Source organism: Waltera intestinalis, assembly GCF_009695995.1.
In the GTDB taxonomy this organism is placed as follows: domain Bacteria; phylum Bacillota; class Clostridia; order Lachnospirales; family Lachnospiraceae; genus Acetatifactor; species Acetatifactor intestinalis.
In genome coordinates this window covers 1-23797 of record NZ_VUMU01000015.1, presented here as the reverse complement: position 1 = coordinate 23797, position 23797 = coordinate 1, and the positions used below count along the sequence as shown (strand labels likewise).

Sequence of the window (23797 nt, the reverse complement as noted above, 5' to 3'; positions counted from 1 at the left end):
ATATCATTTAAGAAAAGAGGAGTTTTGTGGAAACTAACGCATATATTCAATTTGGTGAATGGTTGAAAAAGCAACCATGTTGGCTTCAAGATGCAACATGGAGAATATATAATAATCAAAAAGTCGATGATTTACAGATTAGTGCATATGTTCAGATGTGTATTGATGAAATTCAAAAAAAGGACATCGTTCATAAAACCATCGGTGACAAGCAATTGGGACAATCAAATGATAAAACAAAGATGTCTATAGTGAGTATTAATAATGTGTCTAATGTAAATGCATTGGCTGATAATGCTGAACTCTCTTTTGGTGAATCAGGCGTTTCAGTTGTGTATGGCCTAAATGGTGCTGGAAAGTCTGGATTTATGCGTATATTTAAGCATGTTACAGGTAATCCCTATGCAGAGGTTATTCAAAAAAATGTTTATAAAAAGAGTAGCGGTAATAATCCATCGTGCGTTTTTAATATTATTGTAGATTCTAAAGATGAGAGTATTCCTTGTGACTTATCTTCGAATAGTAGTAATACGAATCTATCCCAGTGTGATGTTTTTGATACCCGAATATCTGGAGCTTATATTACAAGTTCAAATAGTGTTTCATATGAACCATTTATATTTTCTGTTCTGAAAGAATTGGCTGATATTGCTAGCAGAATTGAATTTACAATAAAAGAAAGAATTGCAAGTATTCCGGAATCTGTTATCAAAATTCCTGGGGATTTATCTCGTAATGATAAAATTGGTTGGTTAAATGTGATTTCAGATAAGACTTGTATACCATCAGAGTGTTTATCTTGGAAGGAAGCAGATGACAAGAGAATTGCTGAATTGATTAGGCTTCTTGATATTAGTCAAGTCGAAAATGCAATTAAAAGTTTGGGCAACCAAAAGCATCAATTGAATAGTGTTTTAGATGATATGAATCAATTGAAGAAAGCATTATTAGGAGATAAACGCGATGAATTAATAATTGCCTATGATGATTACATGGCGAAAAAAGAGCAGTTTGAACTTGCTCAGAGATTGTTTTCTGAAAACGCATATGAACAAGATAAAATAAGTGTTTCTGTTGAAGCGTGGACTTCGTTGTGGAAGTATGGGAAAAGTTACTATGAAAGCTGTTTGCACGAGATAAATAAGAATTCGTTTGCAAAAGAAGGTTCTATATGCCCGCTTTGTCTACAAGAGGTTAAGGGGGACGTTTTAGCAAGATTTAGTTCTGTGGACGAATATGTCAATGGAAGTTGTAATAAAGACTATCAGGAAGCAAAAAAAACATATGAAAAAAAATTACAGAGAATATTAGAACATACATTGTCTTCAGCTATTGTAGATAATATGCTTCAAGAATTATTTGAAAAAGACTTCATAGAAGAAATTGTGAATTTTTATAAGTTAATTGAGCAATGGATAGCATGTGAAGATACATGTTCAGTATATTTTAAGATAAAATCGATTGATACGATTGAAATAATTGATAAAGTTGAATCTGTTGTGAATGGACTTGTTTCAAAGATAAGCGAACTAAAAGAAAATCTAGATATTGAAAAAAGAAAAGAACTTCAAAAAGAGTTTGAAGATATGCAGTATCGGAAGTGGGTCAATTCTCAAATTGATGTCATTAATGGTTTGATTAACAATGAGAAGAAAAAAGCTCTATTAAATGAAGCAAAATCCTTACTTAAAACAAATCGTATATCTAATGAATCAAATACTTTAGCGGAACAATTAATATCAGAAGCATATATAAAACGGTTTTCAAGTGAGTTGAGAAAATTAGCGCCACACTTGAGGGTAAAGCTTGAAAAGGGACAATCTAGTAAAGGAAAATCACCATATAAGGTTGTATTAGATACAGAAGATAAGGCTCGAAAGCATCCACAGGATATATTAAGTGAAGGTGAGCAAAGAATAGTGGCTTTGGCAGCTTTTTTTGCAGATGCAACAGGCCGAGATGAACTTACACCTATTGTAATAGATGATCCTATTTCATCGTTAGATTACAATTATGAAGAATCAGCTACTAAACGTATAGTTGAATTGGCAAAAAATCGACAGGTTATTGTGTTTACACATAGAATTTCATTATTGGTAGGTATAAGTGAGCAGTGTGAAAAAGAAGGTGTTCTATTTTGCGAGAGACATATAAGAGGTACCACTACAGGGAAAGGTGTTTCTGATTTTGAGGAAACATATCATGGTAAGATTGCTACTCAATTAGTGGGTATTCAAGGAAGGATAAGAGAAACCAAGAAGATGGATCCTTATTCACATGAATATGTAGATAGCTGCAGTCGAATCTCGCAACAATTACGTATCTGTGTAGAACGCTCGGTTGAGGATATATTGTTTCAGCAAATGGTAAAAAGATTTAGCAGAAGAATAATGACAGGGAAGTTATTAAAAATGGATCGCATTACTTCAGCTGATTGCCAGATTATTGACAATATGATGACAAAGTATTCCTTTGGTGAACATTCGCAACCAGAAGACAGTGGATTGATAACGATGGATTTAGATGAAGTTATAAATGATATTGATAACTTTAATGCTTGGATTAGAGATTATACAAAGCGAATAAATGCGTAATAAAATAATGGCTGGGCGAATTTTTGCCCAGCTATTATTTTGCGGTCAAAAAATGATTGACGTCGAACATAAATTCGGATATACTTTCTTATAGGAAACGGGAAGTTTCCTTTAGAAAGGAGCGGCGTATGAGACATAAGTCAAATGATCGAATGATGCAGATTAAAGACTTCGTAGAAAAATATTATTTAACAAATCGCCACTCACCGTCCACAAGGGAAATTGCGGAAGCACTCGGTATTGTTAAGAGTACAGCCTATAAGTATTTAGTCGCTATGAGAGATCAGGGCATGATTGGATATGATGGTGAGAATGTACTTACTGATAAGATCGAAAAGGCAAATGTGGAATTAACCAGCGTAGCAGTACTCGGATCCATATCCTGTGGTGTGCCTCAGCTTGAGGAGGAATATGCGGAAGAGTTTGTAACCCTGCCAGTGTCCATGTTTGGCAAAGGTGAATTTTATTTCTTAAGAGCTAACGGTACTTCCATGATCGAAGCCGGAATTGATGATGGAGACTTAGTATTAATCCGTAAGCAGTCAGTGGCCAAGGATGGTCAGATTGTTGTCGCTCTTGTAGATAATCAGAATACACTTAAGAGATTCTTTGTGGATGAGAAGAACCATTGCATCAGATTGCATCCGGAGAATAAAACAATGGAAGATATCATTGTTCCGGAATGTGTGATCCAGGGGGTGGCAGTTAAGGTAATTAAATCCTTGGAGTAATTGTTACAAGTTCATATTTGATTTCCTGCAGTCGGCATGCTTATCCATGCGACGGAACTCGGCTGCAGGGAAGACTCATCAACGGATTCGATTCCCTTGAATCCGCACGAGCAAATTATATTTTATGTTTGGAGGAATTCATTGGTGAGTGAAACAGCACGCAAAGAATTACAGTTGGCTTTCTGCCCAGGATGTGGGACCTTTTTACAGAAAGCAGCTATAGCACAGTCAGAGATGATTTGTCCTTGTTGTGGTAAGGACGTAGTAGTATCTATTAAGAATGGCAAGGTTATTGTATTTGAATCAAGAAGAGAGAGCGAGCAGGATCCAGAATATATGATGAGGGTGAGAGCTATGACCTATCTTAACAGGATGAGAAAAGCAAAATAATAACTTGAATCGTAACACGCAGATATAGTAAAAATTGAATAGAATGAGATTTCCTGGGTGAGACCAAAGGCAGCAAAAGGCGGTAAGACCTATGTGGTTCGTCAGGAAGTCAAGAGTTTGTGATAAGAGCTGTATTTGTACAAAATGAGACATTAGGAGCCTACAAAACGGAAGTGACCATATTTACTGGTAGAAGTGTATCTATTAGTGAAAGCCATTTGGAGAACGTTTTGTGGGCTCTATTTTTGTACAGTACAGAGGGAGCCTTGTTAAAGTGTGGCCCAAAACACCTTATATCCGGTCTGCTTCCGTTTTTCGGGCACCGGGAAGGTGAAGAGAATGAACAATATTACATTAGCAGAAAATACTTTAGGACAGAGAATTAAGGCACAGAGAATTAGAATGGGATATACGCAGGAGCAGTTAGCTGAAAAAATGTTTGTTCCAAAGACAACAATTTCGACTTATGAGCGTGATGCATCAGATATTAAGAGTAGTGTTCTTGTAGATTTAGCGAATTGCCTTGCTACAACTCCGGATTATTTATTGGGATTTGAAAAGGAATCAGATCCGATTAGTGAAAGTGTAATTGCTGTATTGAGTTCTATAAAAGATGAAAAGGTGAAAGAATTGCTACTTAACCAAATAAAATTAGCTGCACAGATGAATTTCTAAAATATGGTATTGACAAACTTACGTATTTGGGAGTATTTTATAATGATTTAGCGGTGCACAGCTAGATGGGAGGCTTGGGAAAGAAAGGAGACAGTATGTACACATATGTAAGTAAGAAAAGACTCTCCGGTCCCCAAGCCGAGGTAGAGGACATTCTTGAGGAACTAGTTGATGTAATGGAAGAAAAATATGGTATGAAGGCCTCTATTATGACTGTTGGTAGTGTAAAGAGTAATCTGGTAACTGCTGATGAGGACGGTCATTTTGATCTCGATTATAATATTTGTTTTTCAAAGGTACCGCAAGATGTTCGAAATAATCTCCAGGGATTAAGAGGGCGTGTTAGAAAAGCATTTGATGATATTGCAGGTGATTTGTTTTTCTATGGGAGAGAAAGAAAATCTGTTATAAGGTTTGAACATTCGGAAGAAAACTATAATTTGGATTTAGGTATTTTGATAAGAAATAATAACGGTCAGTACTGTAGATTGGTTGTTGATAGGAAATCTGGAGAATATCAACTTAAAGAGATTGCTTTGTTATATGATGCATCTAAGAAGGAAGATTATATTTTTAGCCATAATGGTAAGGACCGATTAGCATCACTATACTTAAAGAATAAGAATAAGCATCCGGAAATAGATTCTTTTCATATTTACCTTGAAGCAGTAAATACTGTCTATACTGAAAAAGGAGGACAGAAAATGAGCAAGGTATCAGGTAATAACCATACTCAGAAGCAGATGGATAATCATGCTAATCAAAAGAATCCGAATAACTCGGCTTCTAGAGCTGCGGCAAATAATAGAGCTAATCAAATGAATCCAAATAATCCTGCATATCAAAAGAGTAGAGGAAATAAGTAAATTTTATATTGCATGTTCAGATGTAGAGGCAGACTCAGTGGTTGAGTCTGTCTTGTTTTTTTGTGAAGGTACGAGGAAATCGTACATAAAGTACGAGCTTTGGGTAACGATTTTCTCCGTGATTATCCGTAGAATAATATTTGTAATCGAGATACAAAAAGCAAACCGGTTGGCTTTAGTACATCGAAATATTGTTTTACAGGAGATACACGATGGAAACTAAAGCAAATGATAGAGATTTAATTGGATCATACAGAACTGCAGATCCACAGGGAAGATTGGAAATTGTATTTGCCAATTATCATATTTTCCCTAAGGTAATTCGCAAGATGGAGAAGAAGACACAGTACAAGATAAAGGCTGAACGAGAATATATCAGGAGTCATGCCAGAGGCGAACTTGGAGTAAGAGTTCAGACTTCTAATCTAAGTGACACTACAGCTGATGAAGCTATTGCAAATGTAACGCTGGAGGAAGCCTTTACTACAGGAGTAGTTGATGAAGGAATGTTACGAGGAATTGATAATGCTTCTGAATATGAAGCTGATATTAGAATCATCAGTATTATGAAGGATGATTATGAACTTATTGAAGAATGCGTGGAGGATTTGGATGATGAAGATTGCCGGCTTATGAAGGCGTTCCTGGTACAGAGAAAGTTTATTAAGGAAATGGCTTGTGAATTCAATCTCTCCTACGACACGATAAAGCGCAGAATTAAATATCTAAAAGAATTTATCAGAGATGATGTAATCGAATGTATGGAACTGAATTGTAGACGATAAGGAGAGATAAAGATGGGATATTATAGAAAGATGCCTGAAAATGTAGAAGGCTTGCAGATTGCAGGAAAGAAATTTTATAAAGCAGCTGAGGGAGCTGCACTCTATTCAATGGGAATCCACACCTTTGAAAGAATTGCTAAGGATGCCAAGGCAAAATACAAGATTGGCAAGTCAGCTCTTTATAATGTGGAAAAAATTGATGAATATTTAGAACATTTTTTAGAGGAAGAATAACTCTATGGACAACCATAAACAATCATGAAGGAATAGCTTAAATTTGGCATAAAATAGCTCTTGAAAAAGCATTTTGCACCATATATATTTATGGTGAACGCGTAAAAAAGCTATTCCTCTGGCGAATCAGGAGGAAGATATGGCATCAAGAAAAGATTCAAAAGGTTATGCTCTTAGAACAGGAGAAACTCAAAGAGCGGATGGTCGTTATTGTTTTTCGTACCAAGATAAGAGAGGAAAACGTCACTATAGATATGCAAAGACTTTAGTGGCATTGAGAGATATTGAAAAAGAAGTGCGCAGGGATATGGAGGATGGCTTGGATTCTGCGCATGCTGATAAGATTACTCTGAATGAAATGTATGATAAGTACATGGCCCAGAAGTATAACTTAAAACCATCTACCAGGAATAATTACATTTATTGTTATGATCATTTTGTGAGAGACACTTTTGGTAAAAGACGTATTGCAACCATTAAGTATTCTGATGTAAAGGAATTCTATAATTGGCTCATGTTTGAGCAGGGAATGAAGGCGAATACTCTGGACAATGTTCATACGCAGCTTCATCCAACATTTGATCTGGCAGTAAGGGATGATTTGATTCGAAAGAATCCATCCGATGGTGTAATGACTGAAATTAAAAAGAATTCTGCGGCGTTTAAGCGTCAGCGTCATGCCTTGACTGCTCCACAGCAGAAGGCATTTATGAATCACCTTTGTAATAATTATGAGTTTCACGGATGGGAGCCGGTAATCACAGTTCTTCTTGGAACAGGGATGCGTATTGGTGAATGTTTAGGCCTTTGTTGGAGTGACTTGGATTTTGAAAAGAGAATTATCAAAGTATGTAAAACTTTAATCTACAGGCCGGAGCCTAATAATGGATGTGTTGTTCATATATCAACACCTAAAACTGAGGCAGGTGAAAGAACGATTCCAATGATTGATGAAGTATATGATGCTTTTTTAGAAGAGTATCAGATCCAGAAGGTCCTGGGCTTTGGTAATAATGAAATCGATGGCTTTAGTGGGTTTGTATTCTCCACCGGTGAAGGTAATGTTTACACACCTGAATCTGTGAACAGAGCCATTAAAAGAATTTATGAAGATTATAATAAGAAAGAAGAGGAAACTGCCAAGAAGGAAAATAGAGAGCCATTGTTGCTTCCACATTTTTCATGTCATCATTTGAGGCATACTTTCTGTACAAGGCTTTGTGAGAATGAATCGAATCTTAAAGTAATCCAGTCGGTAATGGGGCATTCTGATATTCAGACTACTATGGATATCTATGCAGAATGTACTGCGGAGAAGAAGCAGGAGGTTTTTGCAACCTTAAATGGAAAGATTATGATTAAGTAATGTTAAAGATGACTGTTACAGAGGTCACAGAAGATTAAATAAAGTTAGGCTGGAATTCATAATGGGATTCTGGCCTTTTGTTTTATTTTGGATAAATATGTAACTATAAGTTGCATGGTATGAAAAAATCTGGATAAAAAAATATACATTCTTTCGAAAAAACTCCCTTGAAAAAGTTGTTAAAAGTAAATATACTATAATAAAAGGAGTTGATTTTGTTATGTTGAAAAGAAAAATTGAACAGAAACTTATAGATTGGAAAAATGCTAAGGAGCATAAACCCTTGATTATCAAAGGTTGCAGACAATGTGGAAAGACTTTCTCTGTATTGGAATTTGCTAAGAATAATTACAAGAATGTTGTGTATTTAAATTTCTTTGAAAATCCGGACTATGCTTCAGTATTTTCAGGCTCACTAGAAATTGACAACATTATTATGATGCTTTCAGCATTGTTAGGAAAAGGTGCAGTATTTGAAGCGGGAGAAACCGTTCTTATTCTTGACGAGATCCAGGAGTGTCCGGAGGCAAGAACCGCACTTAAGTTTTTTCAATTGGATGGTCGCTTTGATGTGATAGGTACCGGTTCATTGTTAGGGGTAAAGGGATATGGAAAAGAACCTAGATCTGTTCCGGTAGGATATGAGACAGTGATCGATATGTATCCATTAGATTTTGAGGAATTTCTTTGGGCAAATGATATTGGAGAACCAATAATAAATATGTTAAGAAAGTGTCTGGAAGAGGCTAAACCTGTTCAGGAGGCGATTCATAACAAAATGAGGCAGCTTTTATTGCAATATACGGTTGTAGGTGGTATGCCTGATGTTGTACAAACCTTTGTTAATACGAAGCAAATGAATGATGTTCTTAGTATTCAGCGTGATATTATTCGATCATATGAGGACGATATGGTGAAATATGCTGAAAAAGCAGATAAATCCAGAATCAAAGAATGTTTTCAGTCTATTCCAAAGCAATTAAGTAAGGAGAATAAAAAGTTTCAATATGCTGTCATTAAAAAAGGTTCTACAGCATCAAAATACATGGGAAGTCTCCAATGGATAGAAGATGCAGGGATTATATCTAGGTGTTATAATTTATCTATTACCGAATTACCTTTGGATGGTAATGCAATAGAAGATGTTTTTAAGGTATACATGAAAGATTGTGGATTGTTTATCAGTATGCTGGAGGACGGCACACAGTATGATATTTTGCAGGGGAAACTGTATGGATATAAGGGGGCTATTTTTGAAAATTTAATAGCAGATATCTTTTCTAAAATGGGACGTAAATTATATTACTACCATAAAGATTCCGGTTTGGAAATCGACTTTGTTATGAGATATAAGGGTGAGTGTACGTTGGTAGAAGTAAAAGCAACAAATGGTAATACCAAGAGTACAAGAACGATTTTAAATCATCCGGAAAAGTATCATGTTAAAAGTGCGATAAAATTAGGTGATTATAATGTGGGTAATGAGAATCAGATTCTTACATTGCCGTTGTATATGGCATTTTTGTTAGATAAGATGTGATTGATGTGGGAGAAGTGGATTAGCAGATTTTTTGTAAAAACGGGGCAAAAACTATGAATTAAAACCTGAAAAACAGGGCAGAATACAATGAAAACAATTGCAAAAACGGGGCAATATGATGTATCTGGAGGTGAAGTCTTGTGTTTAGAAAGATTCAATCTTTAATGCTGAAAAGGAAGGTAAGATTCTCTATCTTCCAATTTATATGAGTTATCTTCTTAAAGAGCCTAAAATCGATCAGTTAATAGTTGACTTAGATATTTCCGGGTTATAGATTGTGACAAATAGATTTCGTGAAAAGAAAAAATTTTGATTGAAAATCAGCAATGAAGAACTTATAATGTTTATGTAGCATTTTGTCTGTATTTTTTTCGGACAATGCGAAACGTTTATAATTGTCCATGATAGATGTGGAGAAAATGGTTTGCCACAATGAGGACACATCGATTCTATATCATCATGGAGCATCACGGATATCTAAAAAAGCATTTCAGCAAGCAAAAATGATTATCACGGATAATCACGAAGGCAAAATGGAAATTCTTCCAATGAGTTCCCGACGATGAAGTCATTAGACAAATAAATCTAGTATTTATGCGGGTTTGCGGACTTTGAAATTGTATGGTACGACAAGAGTACGACAAAATAACCTGTCTTAAAGGGTTAAAATAAACGATTTTAAATTAAAATCGAGTCAGTTCAAGTTCATATTTTGTACTATAAGGACATTTTTCTAAAAGAAATTTTAGAGAAGTGTCCTTTTTTGCGTTATTGTCAAAAAATTATGAAGTGGAGGAAATAAACATGAATAGTACAGCGTTAGGAGCAGGAGCCGAAAAAGCTCAAGAAATAATTTTTATCAGCGAAGCATATGAGAAATTCTACTATGAGAAATTGAAAGAGGTGAGGTATCAGGATGTGTACCACAAGGCACTTTGCTATTGTCTTGGCATTAGTGATGATACCAGAAGAAATGCGAACCGCATTTATGATTTTAAGACAGGCTGTGTAAAGACAGAATGTTTACATGAAGGCTGGCAGACCAGCGGAAGCGTGAAAGTAGTCAGAATGGCGTTTAATCTGTACTGCAACGGTACACCAAGCGTTGACGATTGCAAGGACGCAGAGGAGCAGATCAATGAGTGTAGGCAGTATACGGTGGAAGAATTGTTCTGCTATGCCTACGCACCGTATTTTTGGCAGGCGATACAAATCCGGTATCCGGAATATGCAACCGTAAACCTAAAACTGTATGCCCTGTTTGGAGGAGCAGATTGATGTTAAAAGTTCGATTGATGGGAACAAAGAAATTCCACAGGGCTTATGTGGAAGTCAGAAAAAGCAACGTAAAAAAAATCAGTAGAAAGCAAAGGAGAATTTATCATGTGTAGAGTTATAGCAATCGCAAATCAGAAAGGTGGAGTCGGAAAGACCACCACAACAAGCAATTTAGGAATAGGACTGGCAAAACAGGGGAAAAAGGTACTTTTGATTGATGCCGATGCACAGGGCAGTCTTACCGCAAGTTTGGGGTACACAGAGCCGGACGCAATCGAGATAACATTGGCATCGGTCATGGGCAGTCTGATTAAGGACGAGGAAGTTGAGCCTATGGAGGGTATTTTACACCATGAGGAAGGAATAGACCTTATGCCGGGAAACATTGAGCTTTCCGGTCTGGAGGTTTCCCTTGTGAATGTCATGAGTCGGGAGCGTATCATGCAGGAGTACATAAGCATGGTGCGGGATTATTACGATTACATCTTAATTGACTGTATGCCTTCACTTGGAATGATTACCATAAATGCCTTTGCCTGTGCCGACAGTATTTTGATACCTGTGCAGGCAGCATATCTGCCCGTTAAAGGTTTACAGGGGAAGCGGGTAACATATTGGAAGCGCATACGGGTGCTAAAAAATTAGGCGGATTTACTTCCCTTCCATTGGAAACAGGAGCTATGGGATTAAATGACCGAATGGATTTCATGAATATGTTTCAGAAACAGATCAACGATATGAAACTGTTGAGCCAGAAAAGGACTGCGGCATATTATCAGTACAGTATGCAGGCATCTCAAAGCTATTTTTACAATGTGAAGAGTGTGGCGAAGTCACACAGATTGATTTTATAGAAAAATAGACAAAAAATCGCACCTGCTAAACTGCAAGTGCGACACTTTTGTTAATATTACGAGTCCTACGCAGCTCCAGGACGGAACAACATATGACTCTGATAATATTATACACCATATTTGTATGAAGTCAAACAAAAAATTATTCAGATAAATCATTAGAAATTTCTTCACTTAGAAGGCTTTCATCATTATCAGAAGTAGTAAATTTTTCGCTTACAGGATAGGAGAAATTTTTGCCCATTTTCTGAAAGCCATATTCCAGATAATGTGATTTGGGGATGAAGTTGTTTTCCGTAAGATTATGTAGTTTGGCGAAAAGCGCTACAAGCCATTCCTGAAATTCTGTTTCTGGTTCTTTTTGGTCAAGCTCATTTTCGTAATAATGCCTCACGATACCAGCAAATATATCGGCGAACTGCACTGCAGGAGTTACAGCAGAGCTGACAAACAAGGGCATTTCTAATATGTGATGGAAAGAACGACCAAACTTCGTTTTGAACAGAAAACCTGTAATTGCCTCAGCAATTTTTCGGTCAGCATCCTCATGTACCTCATCAAATATCATCATTGCTTTGCCATAGTGATGATGGTTACAGTAAAATTCAACCTTTTTTAAAAGAAGGTAATACTGCTTCGGAAGATGATGTTCCGGAACAATAATTGGTTCATCTGGCTTGTCCATAATTACAGCGAAAATAGCAGCGTCATAAGAGGTAATGATGTCTACCATGCCCTCAACATATGCTTTATTATTTGTACGATTCTTGGTAATTGTCGCTTCACGAATAAGTTTTGTAGACTTTATTTCGTCCTGTTTTCCATAAATAGAATCTTTTAATTTGTATATCTGATTTGTGATTGGTTTAATATCATTCTCATGGATACAGACACCAAGCAGGATCGGATTCTTGGTTGAATCTGTAGGGCGAGGATAGAGAAGTCTATAATCTCCTACTACGAGAATGATAAGAAGGAGATGAGAGCCAGCGGTCTGGCAGAGATAGCCAAAGTACTTCAGACTACGCCGAATTATCTGCTGGGTTTTGCAGATAATAATGATGGATTTGCGGACGAAGCGCTTGGTTTGTTGCGAGATGTGAAGGATCAGTCTGTAAGAGAGATTCTTTTGAAGCAGATCATGGCACTGATTTGAAAAAATGTATTGCCTTTGTCCGTACATTGACTTATAATATGGGTAAAAGAAAGGGGCGTGATGATATGGCAGCTAAATCAGCAAATCTTTATGCAAGAATAGAGCCGGATGTTAAAGAACAGGCTGAGGGAATTCTGGCTACTTTGGGGATCCCGGCATCTAATGCTATCAATATGTTTTATAAGCAGATCATTCTAAATAGGGGGCTTCCGTTTGAGGTAAAGATTCCAACTGCGAGACCTGTTGATATTTCGAGAATGAACGTAGAGACTTTGGACATGGAACTTGAGAAAGGATATGCGGATATGCAGGCAGGGCGTACCAAATCTGCAGCTCAGGTTTTTGCGGATATCCGAAGGGATTATAATGTATGAAATATGATGTTACCTTTACGGAGCAGGCTGAGAACGATCTTCGCGGTATCTTTGAGTATATAGCATTTGATCTTCTTTCGCCTGAGAATGCAGCCGGACAGCTTGACCGGATCGAAGAAAAAATCCTTTCTTTGGGAGAGTATCCGGAGAAGTTCCGGCAATATGAAAGAGAGCCCTGGAAGAGTCGAAATACACGAGTTGTGCCTGTTGATAATTATGTTATTTTCTATATCCCCGATAAGACAAAGAAATTGGTTACAGTGATTCGGGTTATGTATTCCGGAAGAGATGTAGATAAGCAGCTTGATGAATTTACAAAGTTATAATCATAAATCCTATGAGGCGTATGAGACATTTGGTTTCATACGCCTTTTCTTTTTTACTTTTTTGAGTTGACTACAGGTCAACAGAAGTTGACCGTTTGACGAACGATTTATTCCGTGGCGTTCCGTAGAATGACATATGTAAGCAAGAGGTGACGCAAGCCGGCAAGCCTAACCTCCAAGAAACTTTATGGAGGTGCGAACATGTGCATTACAGAACAAAAACTGGTGGATGCCTATGCAAATGGGAATCGTGTACAGCATTCAGCATAAGAAGTTGCTTGAGCTTGCAGATGCGGCAGGAACTCTGTATAGAATCGATGGCTACGTACTGATCAATCGAGAGGTGTTTGAGGAGTATTTAGAGCAATTCCGTCAGCCACCGAAGACGAAGGCCAAGGCTGCACCCAATTTCAGCAGGTGAAAAAAATGAGTGGGACCATATGGATGTATTCAGATCGAATGGATGACTGGGACATCATGTTTGCACACAAGTCTTTCATAACATACCGAGAGGGTTGTGATTACTACGATCTGACAGAGAAGGTAATGATAAGACTGGCTCAGGAAGCCGGAGCTGTATATAAGATGGGAACACGATTTGTTCGGATCAGAAGAGATGTATTTGAAGAGTATTTAAGAGAACAGTACAGGAAGGAGATCTCCTGCGCCTTCACAAGTGAGATCTTCAGGGTGTTTGTTGATAAATTTCAGAAAACCTCTGACATTATTTTTATAAGTTCGAATGGTGCCGGGTTTCAGATTTCTAAGCTTGCCAACATCTTCGATTTTATTCATATATGATTCGTACATAAAATAACCTCCATGAAATAAATGTGGTAATAACAATAGTAACTACCCATCATGGAGGTGCATTTGCAAAATAAAACTGCTTGTGTAAGCAGCCTAAAGATGATATTCTTTTCATAGGCAGTTGTTGGGACTAAGCCCGTGTTTGAAATTTGTTATTGGTGGTACTTTAACAATACTATCTTGGGACAATCCTGTCACTGCCTTTTTTAGAAAAAGTAAAAAGCTGCGCCACAGCCTTGGCAGGCCATCGCGCAGCGATTTTGTTCACTTTCAGTTTGGTGAGGCAACTTTTCACCGAAAGAGGATGAATACAAAAAGTTCAAGGAGAAAATCTCTATCATGAAGTTAATTCGTATATTTCACCAAAGCCAATCATCTCAACAAAAAAATGGAACTTTTCAGGGCATCAGTTCCTTTACACTACATATCATCGCCATGCTTCTTATGCTGTGCGACCATTTTTGGGCGACTATTCTTTCCCAATACGCCTGGCTCACCTGGGTAGGCAGGCTTGCTTACCCCATCTTTGCCTTTATGCTGGTGGAGGGCTATTTCCACACCCGCAATTTGAAAAAGTATCTGGGACGGCTACTCTTTTGGGCGATTTTATCTGAGTTGCCTTTCAACCTGATGTACGGAGGCAGCCTGATCTATCCCTTCCATCAAAATGTACTTTGGACATTCCTGCTGGGACTTTTGTTTATTACCGGTATTGAAAAAACGCGCCATAAAGGAAAGCCTCTGCTGACGATTATCGTCTTTTTGCTTTCAGCAGCCGCAGGCTATGTGCTGGGTTTCCTTGCTATGGTAGATTATTTTGGATATGGAATATGGATGGTACTGCTTTTCTACCTGTTCCGTGGAAGAAAATGGTGGTGCCTTCTGGGACAATTTGTTGGACTGTGCTGGATTAACTCGGTGTTAATCGGAGGTCTCTCCGTTCCGGTACAAATCTTTGGGCACGAAATATTCATTGTACAACAGTCAATGGCATGTCTGGCACTCGTCCCCATCTGGCTGTACAAGGGGAAACAGGGACCGCACAACAAAATCATCCAAACCGCTTTTTACGCCTTTTATCCAGTGCATATGCTGATTCTTTCACTGGCAGCACTTCTGTAGTGCCAGCTTGCTCCGGACCACTTCTCAAAAAAGCTCTTACCGCTCATCAAATTACTTATAAAACTATCAGCCTTTCGAAGAGACTGAAAGAAACAGAAGGGTTATCCGATTGGTAAAGCAGGAGCAGATATACCGATAGGTGCAAGAATTATTGCAATATGCGATTCGATTGATGCTATTACATCTAACCGCTGTTATCGTAAAGCACATAATTTTGATTACTGTTATGAGGAAATAGAGAAGAATCTGGGGAAGATGTATGACCCGATTGTGGGTATAGATGTACTCGATAACTGGGATGAGATAACAAGTGTGGTCAATAGATAAGCTGTATTTATTAAAAAAAGCATTCTGAATTTCTCGTAGAATTTTTGTACTATATATGCTATAATGTTGAAATAAATCTAGGTTAAGGTTTATACATATATAAGCAAAAGGAGGAGCGTAGCTTGAGGCATTTACCATTAAACATTCGTGTCCCAATCGAGGAAGATAATCCCAGCATTATTCGTATGGAAGAAAAGTGCATAAAATGTGGTATGTGTAAGGATATATGTACCAGCCAGATTGGTGTGCACGGAACATACACATTAGAGCAGACTTGTGGGGAGGCAGTATGCATCAATTGTGGGCAGTGTGCCAATGTGTGCCCGGTAGACAGTATAACGGAAAGATATGAATATAATTATGTAAAAGAGGCAATCAAAGACCCGGATAAGGTTGTAATAGTCAGCACATCCCCTTCAGTAAGAGCAGCACTTGGCGAAGAGTTCGGTATGCCAGATGGCAGCTTTGTACAGGGTAAGATGGTGGCTTTACTCAGAAAGCTTGGAGTTAATTTTGTTCTTGATACAAACTTTGCAGCCGATTTGACAATTATGGAGGAGGCAAGCGAGTTAATAGAGCGAGTTACTAAGAACACCGCACCTTTGCCACAGTTTACCAGCTGTTGTCCAGCCTGGATAAAGTATGTAGAGACATACTATCCTGAGATGATTCCTAATCTCTCAACAGCAAAAAGTCCAATTGGAATGCAGGGACCAACAATTAAGACATTTTTTGCTAAGAAGAAGGGAATTAATCCAGAGAATATTGTTAATGTGGCACTTACACCATGTACGGCAAAGAAGTTTGAAATTCGCAGAAATGAAATGAACGCTGCAGCGAAATATCTTGGAATTGATGACATGCGTGACATGGATTATGTTATCACTACAAGAGAACTGGCAAAATGGGCCAAGGAAGAAAATATTGATTTTGCCAGTCTTTTAGATAGTGATTATGATGATTTCATGGGCGAAGCTTCTGGAGCTGCTGTTATTTTCGGCAATACCGGTGGTGTTATGGAAGCGGCGCTGAGAACAGCATACGAATATATTACAAAAGAGAAATCTCCAGAACAGCTTTTGAATTTTACACCTGTAAGAGGTTATGATGGTGTTAAAGAGGCAACTGTAAAAATTGGAGAGCTGGATGTAAGTATAGCTGTCATTTATGGAACTGCTAATGCGGGAAAAGTAATTGAAGAAATAAAGAACGGAAATAAACAGTATCATTTTGTTGAAGTTATGACGTGTCCGGGAGGCTGTATCGGAGGAGGTGGACAGCCAAAGAATGTTATGAAGGACAAGGATGAAGTCAGAAAAGCAAGGATTCAAAGCCTGTACACGAAGGATGAGGCAATGATTATTAGAAAGAGTCATGAGAATCCTGATATTAAAAGAGTATATGAAGAATTCTATGGGGAGCCATTAAGTGAGCTGGCTGAAAAAATGTTACACACTTCATATGAAGACAAGAGCAAAATATTAAATAGAAAAGGAGATAAAGAAATGGGTAAATGGGTATGTAGTGTATGTGGATATGTACATGAAGGAGAGCAGCCACCGGAGCAGTGTCCAGTATGTAAGCAGCCGGCATCGGCATTTAAGAAAGAGGATGCAGTATCACCAAAGAGCAAATATGCAGGAACAAAGACAGAGAAGAATCTCTGGGAAGCATTTGCAGGAGAGTCACAGGCCAGAAATAAATATACATACTTTGCTTCTGTAGCAAAGAAGGCCGGATATGAGCAGATTGCAGCATTATTCTTACAGACAGCTGAGAATGAGAAAGAGCATGCCAAGCTTTGGTTTAAGGCGCTAGGAGAGCTGGGGGATACAGCAGAAAATCTTTTACATGCAGCTGAGGGTGAGAATGCTGAGTGGACAGACATGTACGAGAGAATGGCTAAGGATGCAGAGGAAGAAGGATTCACTGAGTTAGCAGCACAGTTTAGAGGTGTTGGAGCAATTGAAAAACTTCATGAAGAGAGATACCGTGCATTGCTTAAGAATGTAGAAGCAATGGAGGTATTTAAAAAGAGTGGAGTAACTATGTGGGAATGCCGAAACTGTGGGCATGTAGTTGTAGGACTTGAGGCACCGGAAGTTTGTCCTGTATGTAATCATCCGCAGGCATATTTTGAAGTACGTAAAGAGAATTATTAATAGGGAGTTTTTTTATATGAAATATTATATTTGTGAGCATTGTGGAAATATCATTGAATATGTGAAGGATTCAGGTGTTCCAGTTATGTGCTGTGGTCAGAAGATGACAGAGATTGTACCGGGAACCAGTGAGGGAGCACATGAGAAGCATGTACCTGTTGTAATAGTGGATGGAGACAAGGTGACTGTTGAAGTTGGTGAAGTAGAGCATCCAATGGTAGAAGCACATTATATTCAGTGGATTGCTATTGAAACAACAAGAGGTGGTCAGAAAGTTAAATTAGAATATACAGATAAACCAAGAGCAGAGTTTAAACTTGCGGATGGAGAAAAATTTGTGGCAGCCTATGAGTACTGCAATTTACATGGGTTATGGAAGAAATAAGATATAGCAAATAGAGGTACAAATTTCAGTTTGTCGTGGAAAAAAGATTGGTCCATATCCATTATAGAAGGAGAAGGATTCTTGTCGGCTACAGAGAGTGTTGTATTTTGTTTCCGAAACTCTATTAATAGGTATGGAAACATTTTCAAAGGGGGAATCTTGTTTTGTAGGGATTTTGTAGGGAATCAACGCAGATGCAGCAGCTCATTTGTTTCTCTTTTGCAAAAGAATACGGACTAAAAATGAAGCGTCAGCTCATCATCGAAAGGTGATGGGTATGGCGCTTTTTTCATGTCCGAAAATCAGATGACGATCTGAAAGAACAATACAACATTCAAACAGGAAATGACAGAGGATCTGAAGCAGAGGCTTTACGAGAGAGGCACCTGCGATGTTGAGATATCTATATAGTATCTGTGGGATATATTCTACAAGATACTATATAGATAAAATAATAATTGTCCCAAAAACTTGACTTTTGTCCCATTATATTGTATTCTGTTTTCAGAAAGCTGGAGGTGGGTTTTATGAAAAAACAAAATGTATTAAACTTGATAAAATATCATGTTGAAAGAAATGAAAATGGCTTTCGTAATGAGGCAATAGGTATAGCGAGATACTTTGATAGCATTGGCGATGATCAGTTGGCTGAATACATTATGGGACTTATCGCAGAATCTAATTTATATGCTCCACAGGGAAGTGATTATGAGAGCGATTTCCTAAAAACTATAGATACAAGGGGAGCAGATCCTTTGTATCTGCCAACAGAGATATCCGAAGATGTTAAAGGAATAATTAATGCAGTAAATCATAATGTTGGTATAAATAAATTTCTGTTTGAAGGATTGCCTGGTAGTGGAAAGACTGAGGCTGCAAAACAGGTTGCAAGATTATTAGATAGAACTTTGTTTTGCATTGATTTTGAAAACTTGATTGATAGCAAATTGGGACAAACAAATAAAAATATTGCGACTGTCTTCAATGAAATAAATAGTCTTCCTTATTCGAATAAGGTTGTTGTTTTATTTGACGAGATAGACGTAATTGCATTGGATAGAATCAGTTCAAATGATGTTAGAGAGATGGGAAGAGCGACCTCTACCATTTTACGAGAATTAGATAGATTAACGGATTTGAACAAAGAAATAGTAATTATTGCAACGACAAATTTGTTTTCTAATTTTGATAAAGCACTGGTTAGAAGATTTGATGCAGTAATTAATTTTGATAGGTACAAAAAGGAAGATTTAATAGAAGTGGCAGAGTTCTATTTTGCTTCTTTTGTTAAAAACTTTAAGAGCGTATCAAAGGACACAAGGTTGTTTAAGAAAATTCTTAATGTCTGTCCCAAATTACCATATCCGGGAGAGTTAAAAAATGTTATCAAGACATCACTGGCATTTAGTGATGTTAATTCAGAGTTTGATTACCTGAGAAGATTATATAATAATCTTATTGGAAATATTGACGGAACCGATATTGAAACATTATATGCGCAAGGTTTTACTGTACGTGAAATTGAAAAGCTGAAGGGGAAGTCAAAAAGTAGTGTATCCAGAAAATTAAATAAGGAGGGGGTACAAGATGAATAATGTCCTTGAATTGAAAGGTAAACGCTTTGTGCAAGAATCCAAGAAGGGTAATGGTGGGGGAGCAGCAATAAACAGTAAAGTTGTTGTTACTAATAATCATGTCAAAAAGCTTCAGTCGAAACTGCAATCATTGAGAGAATTTTGGATGAATGAAGATAAGCCATTTTCCGGGATATTGATAAGTGTTCATTACAATAAAATAGTTGCAAAAACCAATCGAATATCAGGATTATTTAAAGGTGATCAATCAAATTATGCGATTGTTGGGGCAAAATTTAACACAGAGAAGACAAAGCACATAATCACCTATTTTTTAGAAGATGTTGATATTGAAGATAGCATTAAGCTATTAGAAAATGTGAGTAAAGTTTTGACAATATATTTTACAGATGGTATTTCCAAAGAAGTATTTGAACAAAAAATACTTTTTGATCGAATTGATTTTAAAAAGTATTTTTTGAGTAAAACACTATTTAGGCAAATTGTTGCAGATGTTTCATATATAGATGACTTCGAAGTTGAAATGGCTCGCAAACACGACAAAGAGAGTATTATCACATTATTTGATATTGGAGTTGATGTAAAGTCTGTTTTTAATAAGATAGGTATTGATATACTGTCGTCTAGAATACTTGATAATAGAACCGTTTATCTCGATGAAAATCAAATGAATCTTTTGTACGAGAAGGCACCGTATCTGGTGGCAATGGCAACAGAGAATTTGTCAGATTTATCGCCGGATGATTTTATTGAGGAGTATGAGAGCGATATTACTTCGATACCGAATCCAGGAATTGAACCAACAATAGGTGTTATTGATACTTTGTTTGATAAGCGCGTCTATTTTTCTAAATGGGTGGAATATCATGATATGGTTGATGATAATATTCCAAAAGGCCAGAATGATTATCGTCATGGTACGGCGGTATCCTCGATAATTGTAGACGGACCTAAAATGAATCCATGGTTGGATGATGGATGCGGTAGATTTAAGGTACGACATTTTGGTGTCGCAGCGGGAGCACAATTTTCATCTTTTACTATTATCAAACTTATTAAAATAATAATTGAGAGTAACAAAGACATTAAGGTTTGGAACATTTCTTTGGGTAGTAATCAGGAAATAAATGATAACTTTATTTCAGCAGAAGCAGCTGTGTTAGATCAGATTCAGCATGAAAATGATGTAATATTTGTCGTTGCAGGTACAAATAAATCTCGTGAGGATGTAAACAAAATAGGTTCTCCGGCAGATTCGATAAATAGTATGGTAGTCAATGCTGTAACAAAGAGTGGTTTGTCTACCAAATATTCACGTAAGGGGTTAGCTTTGTCTTTCTTTGCAAAACCTGATGTGAGCTACTATGGTGGAAGTGAAGAGCAATATATTCAGGTGTGTGAACCTTTGGGAGCTACATTTGTTGCAGGAACTTCTTTTGCCGCTCCTTGGATTGCAAGAAAATTGGCATATTTAATTGATGTTTTAGGATTAAATAGAGAAATTGCTAAAGCATTGATCATTGATGCTGCCAGAGGCTGGAACGATGCACCAACTCCAGAGGAAGTGGCACTGTATGGTCATGGAATTGTTCCTATTAAGATAACAGATATTATCCAGACGCCTGAAGATGAAATCAGATTTTTGGTTACGGATGTGAGTGAAAAATGGAATACTTACAATTATCATTTTCCGATACCGTTGAAAGCTGATACTTATCCGTATTATGCCAGAGCTACAATGTGTTACTTTCCGTTATGTGATAGAGCACAAGGAGTAGATTATACAAATACGGAACTTAACCTTCATTTTGGAAGAATTCAAGATGATGGCAAACTGAATGAAATAAATGACGATAAGCAGAACTTAGATGATATAGGAGAATCTAGAAGTTATATCCTTGAAGGTGATGCAAGGGAACGATTTAGAAAATGGGACAATGTTAAGTATATAGCAGAAAAGGTAAAGGATAGACGTGTTCCCAAAAAGTCCTATAGAAATAAAAACTGGGGAATGGAAATAAAAACAAACAATAGACTTGATCCTGAAGATGGTGTTGGATTGAGATTTGGAGTAGTTGTAACAATTAAGGAAATGTATGGTATAAATCGAATTGATGAATTTATTAAAAATTGTAATCTGAATGGATGGCTTGTTAATGCAATAGACATCCAGAATAGAATAGAAATACATGAGAAAATAAATGAGGAAATTCGTTTCGATTAGACCACATAGATTTACATCAAATAATAAAATAATGAACTATTAGTAGTCTGGGGGATTGAGAAATCAATCTACAGGCTGCTTTTTGTTGCACAAAAATGGAGGAAAAGTCATGGGTAGAAAATCAAGATACTCAGAATATGCCAAGGGCATGAAGAAAAAGGCTGACGCAAAGAATGCGGCAACCAAATCTCATAACAAATCAATTAAGGACAGACTGAAAAATCTGAAGGAAAGGATATATAAATGACTGGAAAAGTTTGTTATAGTATGAATAAATCCAAAAGACCTAGATGTAGGAAACCGCAGGAAACAGTCAGTGAATAACACAAAACAAATAACGAAAATTTGTGAAAATGAGGAGGAAGCAAACTGTGAAAATTGTAACAGCAATCGATTCATTTAAAGGAAGTATGACTTCGATGGAAGCAGGACTTGCAGTAACAGAAGGAATACACAGAGTAGATTCAGATGTGGATGTGCAGATCAGACCGCTGGCAGACGGAGGCGAAGGAACGGTAGACGCGCTTGTTGCTGGAATGAATGGCATGAAACAGGAGATTCAGGTGACGGGACCACTTGGAACACCGGTAGTCTGTGAATATGGAATCATTGAAAGCAGCAAGACGGCAGTAATTGAGATGGCAGGAGCAGCGGGAATTACACTGGTGCCGGATGAAAAGAAGAATCCACTTTACACAACGACTTACGGTGTCGGGGAAGTAATCAAAGATGCGATTGGAAAAGGCTGTAGAAGATTTATCATCGGAATCGGAGGCAGTGCAACGAATGACGGAGGTATCGGGATGCTGCAGGCACTTGGATTCGGATTCATGAACAAGAATGGACAGCCGGTACCATTTGGTGCAAGAGGTCTGGAAGAACTGGAGACGATCACGGATACCTATGTGATACCAGAACTGAAAGAATGTGAGTTCCGGATTGCGTGTGATGTAACAAATACGCTGTGTGGAGAGCAGGGAGCAAGTGCTGTTTACGGACCGCAGAAAGGAGCAACGCCATCTATGATCATGCAGATGGACAAATGGCTGGCATATTATGCGGCACTGGCAAAAGAAAAATTTCCGAAAGCAAATGCAAAACAGGCCGGAACCGGAGCTGCCGGAGGACTGGGATTCGCATTTTTAACATTTACCAATGCAGTGCTGGAATCCGGGATCAAGATCGTACTGGAGGAGACACAGCTGGAAGAATATATCAAAGATGCGGATCTGGTAGTTACGGGAGAAGGAAGACTGGACAGACAGACGGCGATGGGAAAAGCACCGATCGGAGTAGCAAAGCTGGCTAAAAAATACGGAAAGACAGTGATCGCATTTGCAGGATCGGTAGAACGGGATGCAAGAGAATGTAACGAGCATGGAATTGACGCATTCTTCCCGGTTTTACGAGGCATTACCACGCTGGAAGAAGCCATGAAGAATGAAAATGCGAAGAGAAACCTGGCAGATACTGCGGAACAAGTATACCGTTTATGGAGATAAGGCAGAACAGGTAAAAAATGAAAAGAAATAAAGTCTGATACTTGGTGCACTCATCGGTGGCATGATCGGAAGCGGAAGTCTTATCTTTTACGTTATCCTGACGCCTGTGGTGAAATTGCAAAGATGATTGAAGGAAAGCGAGGATGAGAAAATGAAGCAATATGTAACGCTTGATAAAAGAAGTAAGAAAGCGCAGAGGGAATATTATGCTAAGCAGCGAACAACATGGGGAGAACTGAATCCGGTTACAAGATCAGTTCCGAGTGGAAAGGCTTACAACAGAAAAAAGGAAAAGCAGAGAATCGGTGTTGAATTCAGAAATGGATTTGATGCCGATTTTTTGCGAAGTTTAGTGTTGTTCATACATTTTAGGAGTAAACGCTCCATAGCGAATACCTTGACAACTATAAGCCGCTTTTGCGGCCTGCTGTAAATTCTATTTTCGAATGTTTTCCGGAAGCGCTGGTGACCAGGGGAGCAACTCTTCCAAAAAGCTGCGAT

The 23797-nt window shown here is 37.7% G+C and carries 26 protein-coding genes and 2 pseudogenes; 26 read left to right on the top strand and 2 right to left on the bottom strand.

The genetic code is table 11. From position 1 onward, the window contains the following. The first annotated feature begins 26 nt into the window (after positions 1 to 26). The 12 genes and pseudogenes from FYJ59_RS14305 to FYJ59_RS11110 all read left to right on the top strand — a co-directional run bounded on the left by FYJ59_RS14305 (position 27) and on the right by FYJ59_RS11110 (position 11313). Entirely contained in the window at positions 27 to 2594 is a 2568-nt protein-coding gene (locus FYJ59_RS14305; RefSeq protein ID WP_154497259.1) for an AAA family ATPase, read from the top strand. Between the two features lie 128 nt (positions 2595 to 2722). Further along, on the top strand, positions 2723 to 3325 hold the full coding sequence (lexA, locus tag FYJ59_RS11160; protein WP_154497257.1) for a transcriptional repressor LexA: 603 nt from the start codon (positions 2723 to 2725) through the stop codon (positions 3323 to 3325). 144 nt (positions 3326 to 3469) lie between these two features. Further along, on the top strand, positions 3470 to 3715 hold the full coding sequence (locus FYJ59_RS11155; RefSeq protein ID WP_154497253.1) for a hypothetical protein: 246 nt from the start codon (positions 3470 to 3472) through the stop codon (positions 3713 to 3715). Positions 3716 to 4054: 339 nt separating this feature from the next. Next, the gene (locus FYJ59_RS11150) at positions 4055 to 4390 is read left to right on the top strand and encodes a helix-turn-helix domain-containing protein (protein ID WP_154497250.1); all 336 of its coding nucleotides are present in this window, start codon (positions 4055 to 4057) and stop codon (positions 4388 to 4390) included. Between the two features lie 74 nt (positions 4391 to 4464). Next, a complete protein-coding gene (locus FYJ59_RS11145; RefSeq protein WP_154497248.1) occupies positions 4465 to 5256 on the top strand; it encodes a hypothetical protein in 792 nt (263 codons plus the stop codon). Positions 5257 to 5468: 212 nt separating this feature from the next. Next, positions 5469 to 6041 carry a hypothetical protein gene (locus FYJ59_RS11140; protein WP_154497246.1) on the top strand — a complete coding sequence of 191 codons (573 nt, stop codon included), beginning with the start codon at positions 5469 to 5471 and terminating at the stop codon, positions 6039 to 6041. Between the two features lie 12 nt (positions 6042 to 6053). Continuing rightward, positions 6054 to 6275 (top strand): DUF6462 family protein, encoded by a 222-nt coding sequence (locus FYJ59_RS11135; RefSeq protein WP_154497244.1) that lies wholly within the window; start codon positions 6054 to 6056, stop codon positions 6273 to 6275. Between the two features lie 139 nt (positions 6276 to 6414). Beyond that, positions 6415 to 7641 (top strand): tyrosine-type recombinase/integrase, encoded by a 1227-nt coding sequence (locus tag FYJ59_RS11130; RefSeq protein WP_154497242.1) that lies wholly within the window; start codon positions 6415 to 6417, stop codon positions 7639 to 7641. Positions 7642 to 7861: 220 nt separating this feature from the next. Beyond that, positions 7862 to 9181 carry an ATP-binding protein gene (locus FYJ59_RS11125; protein ID WP_154497240.1) on the top strand — a complete coding sequence of 440 codons (1320 nt, stop codon included), beginning with the start codon at positions 7862 to 7864 and terminating at the stop codon, positions 9179 to 9181. A gap of 804 nt (positions 9182 to 9985) precedes the next feature. Beyond that, complete coding sequence (locus tag FYJ59_RS11120; protein WP_154497238.1) at positions 9986 to 10459, top strand: DUF6075 family protein; 474 nt, start codon at positions 9986 to 9988, stop codon at positions 10457 to 10459. Between the two features lie 105 nt (positions 10460 to 10564). Next, positions 10565 to 11056 (top strand): annotated as a pseudogene (locus FYJ59_RS11115) (ParA family protein); the annotation flags it as partial. An 83-nt stretch (positions 11057 to 11139) separates the two neighbouring features. Then, entirely contained in the window at positions 11140 to 11313 is a 174-nt protein-coding gene (locus FYJ59_RS11110; protein ID WP_331464326.1) for a hypothetical protein, read from the top strand. A 142-nt stretch (positions 11314 to 11455) separates the two neighbouring features. On the opposite strand, the gene FYJ59_RS11105 is transcribed toward FYJ59_RS11110, so the two are convergent. Continuing rightward, positions 11456 to 12214, bottom strand: coding sequence for a DUF3800 domain-containing protein (locus tag FYJ59_RS11105; RefSeq protein WP_235898019.1), 759 nt, complete (start codon positions 12212 to 12214; stop codon positions 11456 to 11458). Between the two features lie 78 nt (positions 12215 to 12292). On the opposite strand from FYJ59_RS11105, the gene FYJ59_RS14165 reads away from it, so the two are divergent. From FYJ59_RS14165 to FYJ59_RS14465, 5 genes and pseudogenes are all read left to right on the top strand, one after another. Further along, positions 12293 to 12469 (top strand): hypothetical protein, encoded by a 177-nt coding sequence (locus tag FYJ59_RS14165; RefSeq protein WP_235898025.1) that lies wholly within the window; start codon positions 12293 to 12295, stop codon positions 12467 to 12469. 65 nt (positions 12470 to 12534) lie between these two features. Then, positions 12535 to 12843, top strand: coding sequence for a type II toxin-antitoxin system RelB/DinJ family antitoxin (locus FYJ59_RS11100; RefSeq protein ID WP_118537499.1), 309 nt, complete (start codon positions 12535 to 12537; stop codon positions 12841 to 12843). Then, positions 12840 to 13169 (top strand): type II toxin-antitoxin system RelE/ParE family toxin, encoded by a 330-nt coding sequence (locus tag FYJ59_RS11095; RefSeq protein ID WP_022350368.1) that lies wholly within the window; start codon positions 12840 to 12842, stop codon positions 13167 to 13169. The genes FYJ59_RS11100 and FYJ59_RS11095 overlap by 4 nt, the downstream gene beginning before the upstream one ends. Before the next feature lie 241 nt (positions 13170 to 13410). Then, positions 13411 to 13590, top strand: a complete 180-nt coding sequence (locus tag FYJ59_RS11090; protein WP_154497234.1) for a DUF6462 family protein — start codon at positions 13411 to 13413, stop codon at positions 13588 to 13590. Between the two features lie 5 nt (positions 13591 to 13595). Further along, positions 13596 to 13799 (top strand): annotated as a pseudogene (locus FYJ59_RS14465) (DUF6462 family protein); the annotation flags it as partial. Positions 13800 to 13802: 3 nt separating this feature from the next. Here the strand turns inward: FYJ59_RS14465 and FYJ59_RS14460 are convergent. Further along, the gene (locus tag FYJ59_RS14460; protein WP_235898017.1) at positions 13803 to 13964 is read right to left on the bottom strand and encodes a phage integrase N-terminal SAM-like domain-containing protein; all 162 of its coding nucleotides are present in this window, start codon (positions 13962 to 13964) and stop codon (positions 13803 to 13805) included. A gap of 354 nt (positions 13965 to 14318) precedes the next feature. Between FYJ59_RS14460 and FYJ59_RS11075 the strand changes: the two genes are divergently transcribed. The 9 genes from FYJ59_RS11075 to FYJ59_RS11040 all read left to right on the top strand — a co-directional run bounded on the left by FYJ59_RS11075 (position 14319) and on the right by FYJ59_RS11040 (position 23729). Further along, positions 14319 to 15101 carry a TraX family protein gene (locus tag FYJ59_RS11075; RefSeq protein ID WP_154497230.1) on the top strand — a complete coding sequence of 261 codons (783 nt, stop codon included), beginning with the start codon at positions 14319 to 14321 and terminating at the stop codon, positions 15099 to 15101. Between the two features lie 108 nt (positions 15102 to 15209). Next, positions 15210 to 15428, top strand: coding sequence for an HD-GYP domain-containing protein (locus FYJ59_RS14455; protein WP_328597239.1), 219 nt, complete (start codon positions 15210 to 15212; stop codon positions 15426 to 15428). Between the two features lie 122 nt (positions 15429 to 15550). Next, complete coding sequence (gene rbr, locus FYJ59_RS11070; protein ID WP_331464324.1) at positions 15551 to 17590, top strand: rubrerythrin; 2040 nt, start codon at positions 15551 to 15553, stop codon at positions 17588 to 17590. Between the two features lie 16 nt (positions 17591 to 17606). After that, entirely contained in the window at positions 17607 to 17975 is a 369-nt protein-coding gene (locus FYJ59_RS11065) for a desulfoferrodoxin family protein (protein WP_154497228.1), read from the top strand. A 527-nt stretch (positions 17976 to 18502) separates the two neighbouring features. Then, positions 18503 to 19570: an AAA family ATPase gene (locus FYJ59_RS11060; RefSeq protein ID WP_154497224.1), complete on the top strand. Its 1068-nt coding sequence runs from the start codon at positions 18503 to 18505 to the stop codon at positions 19568 to 19570. Continuing rightward, positions 19563 to 21794, top strand: coding sequence for a S8 family peptidase (locus FYJ59_RS11055; protein WP_154497222.1), 2232 nt, complete (start codon positions 19563 to 19565; stop codon positions 21792 to 21794). Before FYJ59_RS11060 ends, FYJ59_RS11055 begins: the two co-directional genes overlap by 8 nt. 109 nt (positions 21795 to 21903) lie before the next feature. Further along, on the top strand, positions 21904 to 22041 hold the full coding sequence (locus FYJ59_RS11050; RefSeq protein WP_154497218.1) for a hypothetical protein: 138 nt from the start codon (positions 21904 to 21906) through the stop codon (positions 22039 to 22041). Positions 22042 to 22165: 124 nt separating this feature from the next. Beyond that, positions 22166 to 23296 carry a glycerate kinase family protein gene (locus FYJ59_RS11045; protein WP_117686811.1) on the top strand — a complete coding sequence of 377 codons (1131 nt, stop codon included), beginning with the start codon at positions 22166 to 22168 and terminating at the stop codon, positions 23294 to 23296. Positions 23297 to 23447: 151 nt separating this feature from the next. After that, positions 23448 to 23729, top strand: coding sequence for a hypothetical protein (locus FYJ59_RS11040; RefSeq protein WP_154497214.1), 282 nt, complete (start codon positions 23448 to 23450; stop codon positions 23727 to 23729). Positions 23730 to 23797 lie beyond the last annotated feature (68 nt).

Excerpts from the sequence above, each read along its gene's own strand:
- FYJ59_RS11140 (WP_154497246.1), top strand. The coding sequence starts at position 5,469 with ATGGAAACTAAAGCAAATGATAGAGATTTAATTGGATCATACAGAACT.
- FYJ59_RS11100 (WP_118537499.1), top strand. The coding sequence starts at position 12,535 with ATGGCAGCTAAATCAGCAAATCTTTATGCAAGAATAGAGCCGGATGTT.
- FYJ59_RS11055 (WP_154497222.1), top strand. The coding sequence starts at position 19,563 with ATGAATAATGTCCTTGAATTGAAAGGTAAACGCTTTGTGCAAGAATCC.
- FYJ59_RS11060 (WP_154497224.1), top strand. The coding sequence starts at position 18,503 with ATGAAAAAACAAAATGTATTAAACTTGATAAAATATCATGTTGAAAGA.
- FYJ59_RS14165 (WP_235898025.1), top strand. The coding sequence starts at position 12,293 with ATGAGAGCCAGCGGTCTGGCAGAGATAGCCAAAGTACTTCAGACTACG.
- FYJ59_RS11120 (WP_154497238.1), top strand. The coding sequence starts at position 9,986 with ATGAATAGTACAGCGTTAGGAGCAGGAGCCGAAAAAGCTCAAGAAATA.
- lexA (WP_154497257.1), top strand. The coding sequence starts at position 2,723 with ATGAGACATAAGTCAAATGATCGAATGATGCAGATTAAAGACTTCGTA.
- FYJ59_RS11040 (WP_154497214.1), top strand. The coding sequence starts at position 23,448 with ATGAAGCAATATGTAACGCTTGATAAAAGAAGTAAGAAAGCGCAGAGG.
- FYJ59_RS14460 (WP_235898017.1), bottom strand. The coding sequence starts at position 13,964 with ATGAATAAAATCGAAGATGTTGGCAAGCTTAGAAATCTGAAACCCGGC.
- FYJ59_RS11110 (WP_331464326.1), top strand. The coding sequence starts at position 11,140 with ATGGGATTAAATGACCGAATGGATTTCATGAATATGTTTCAGAAACAG.
- FYJ59_RS11090 (WP_154497234.1), top strand. The coding sequence starts at position 13,411 with ATGGGAATCGTGTACAGCATTCAGCATAAGAAGTTGCTTGAGCTTGCA.
- FYJ59_RS11065 (WP_154497228.1), top strand. The coding sequence starts at position 17,607 with ATGAAATATTATATTTGTGAGCATTGTGGAAATATCATTGAATATGTG.
- FYJ59_RS11130 (WP_154497242.1), top strand. The coding sequence starts at position 6,415 with ATGGCATCAAGAAAAGATTCAAAAGGTTATGCTCTTAGAACAGGAGAA.
- FYJ59_RS11050 (WP_154497218.1), top strand. The coding sequence starts at position 21,904 with ATGGGTAGAAAATCAAGATACTCAGAATATGCCAAGGGCATGAAGAAA.
- FYJ59_RS11125 (WP_154497240.1), top strand. The coding sequence starts at position 7,862 with ATGTTGAAAAGAAAAATTGAACAGAAACTTATAGATTGGAAAAATGCT.
- FYJ59_RS11135 (WP_154497244.1), top strand. The coding sequence starts at position 6,054 with ATGGGATATTATAGAAAGATGCCTGAAAATGTAGAAGGCTTGCAGATT.
- FYJ59_RS11150 (WP_154497250.1), top strand. The coding sequence starts at position 4,055 with ATGAACAATATTACATTAGCAGAAAATACTTTAGGACAGAGAATTAAG.
- FYJ59_RS11095 (WP_022350368.1), top strand. The coding sequence starts at position 12,840 with ATGAAATATGATGTTACCTTTACGGAGCAGGCTGAGAACGATCTTCGC.
- FYJ59_RS11075 (WP_154497230.1), top strand. The coding sequence starts at position 14,319 with ATGAAGTTAATTCGTATATTTCACCAAAGCCAATCATCTCAACAAAAA.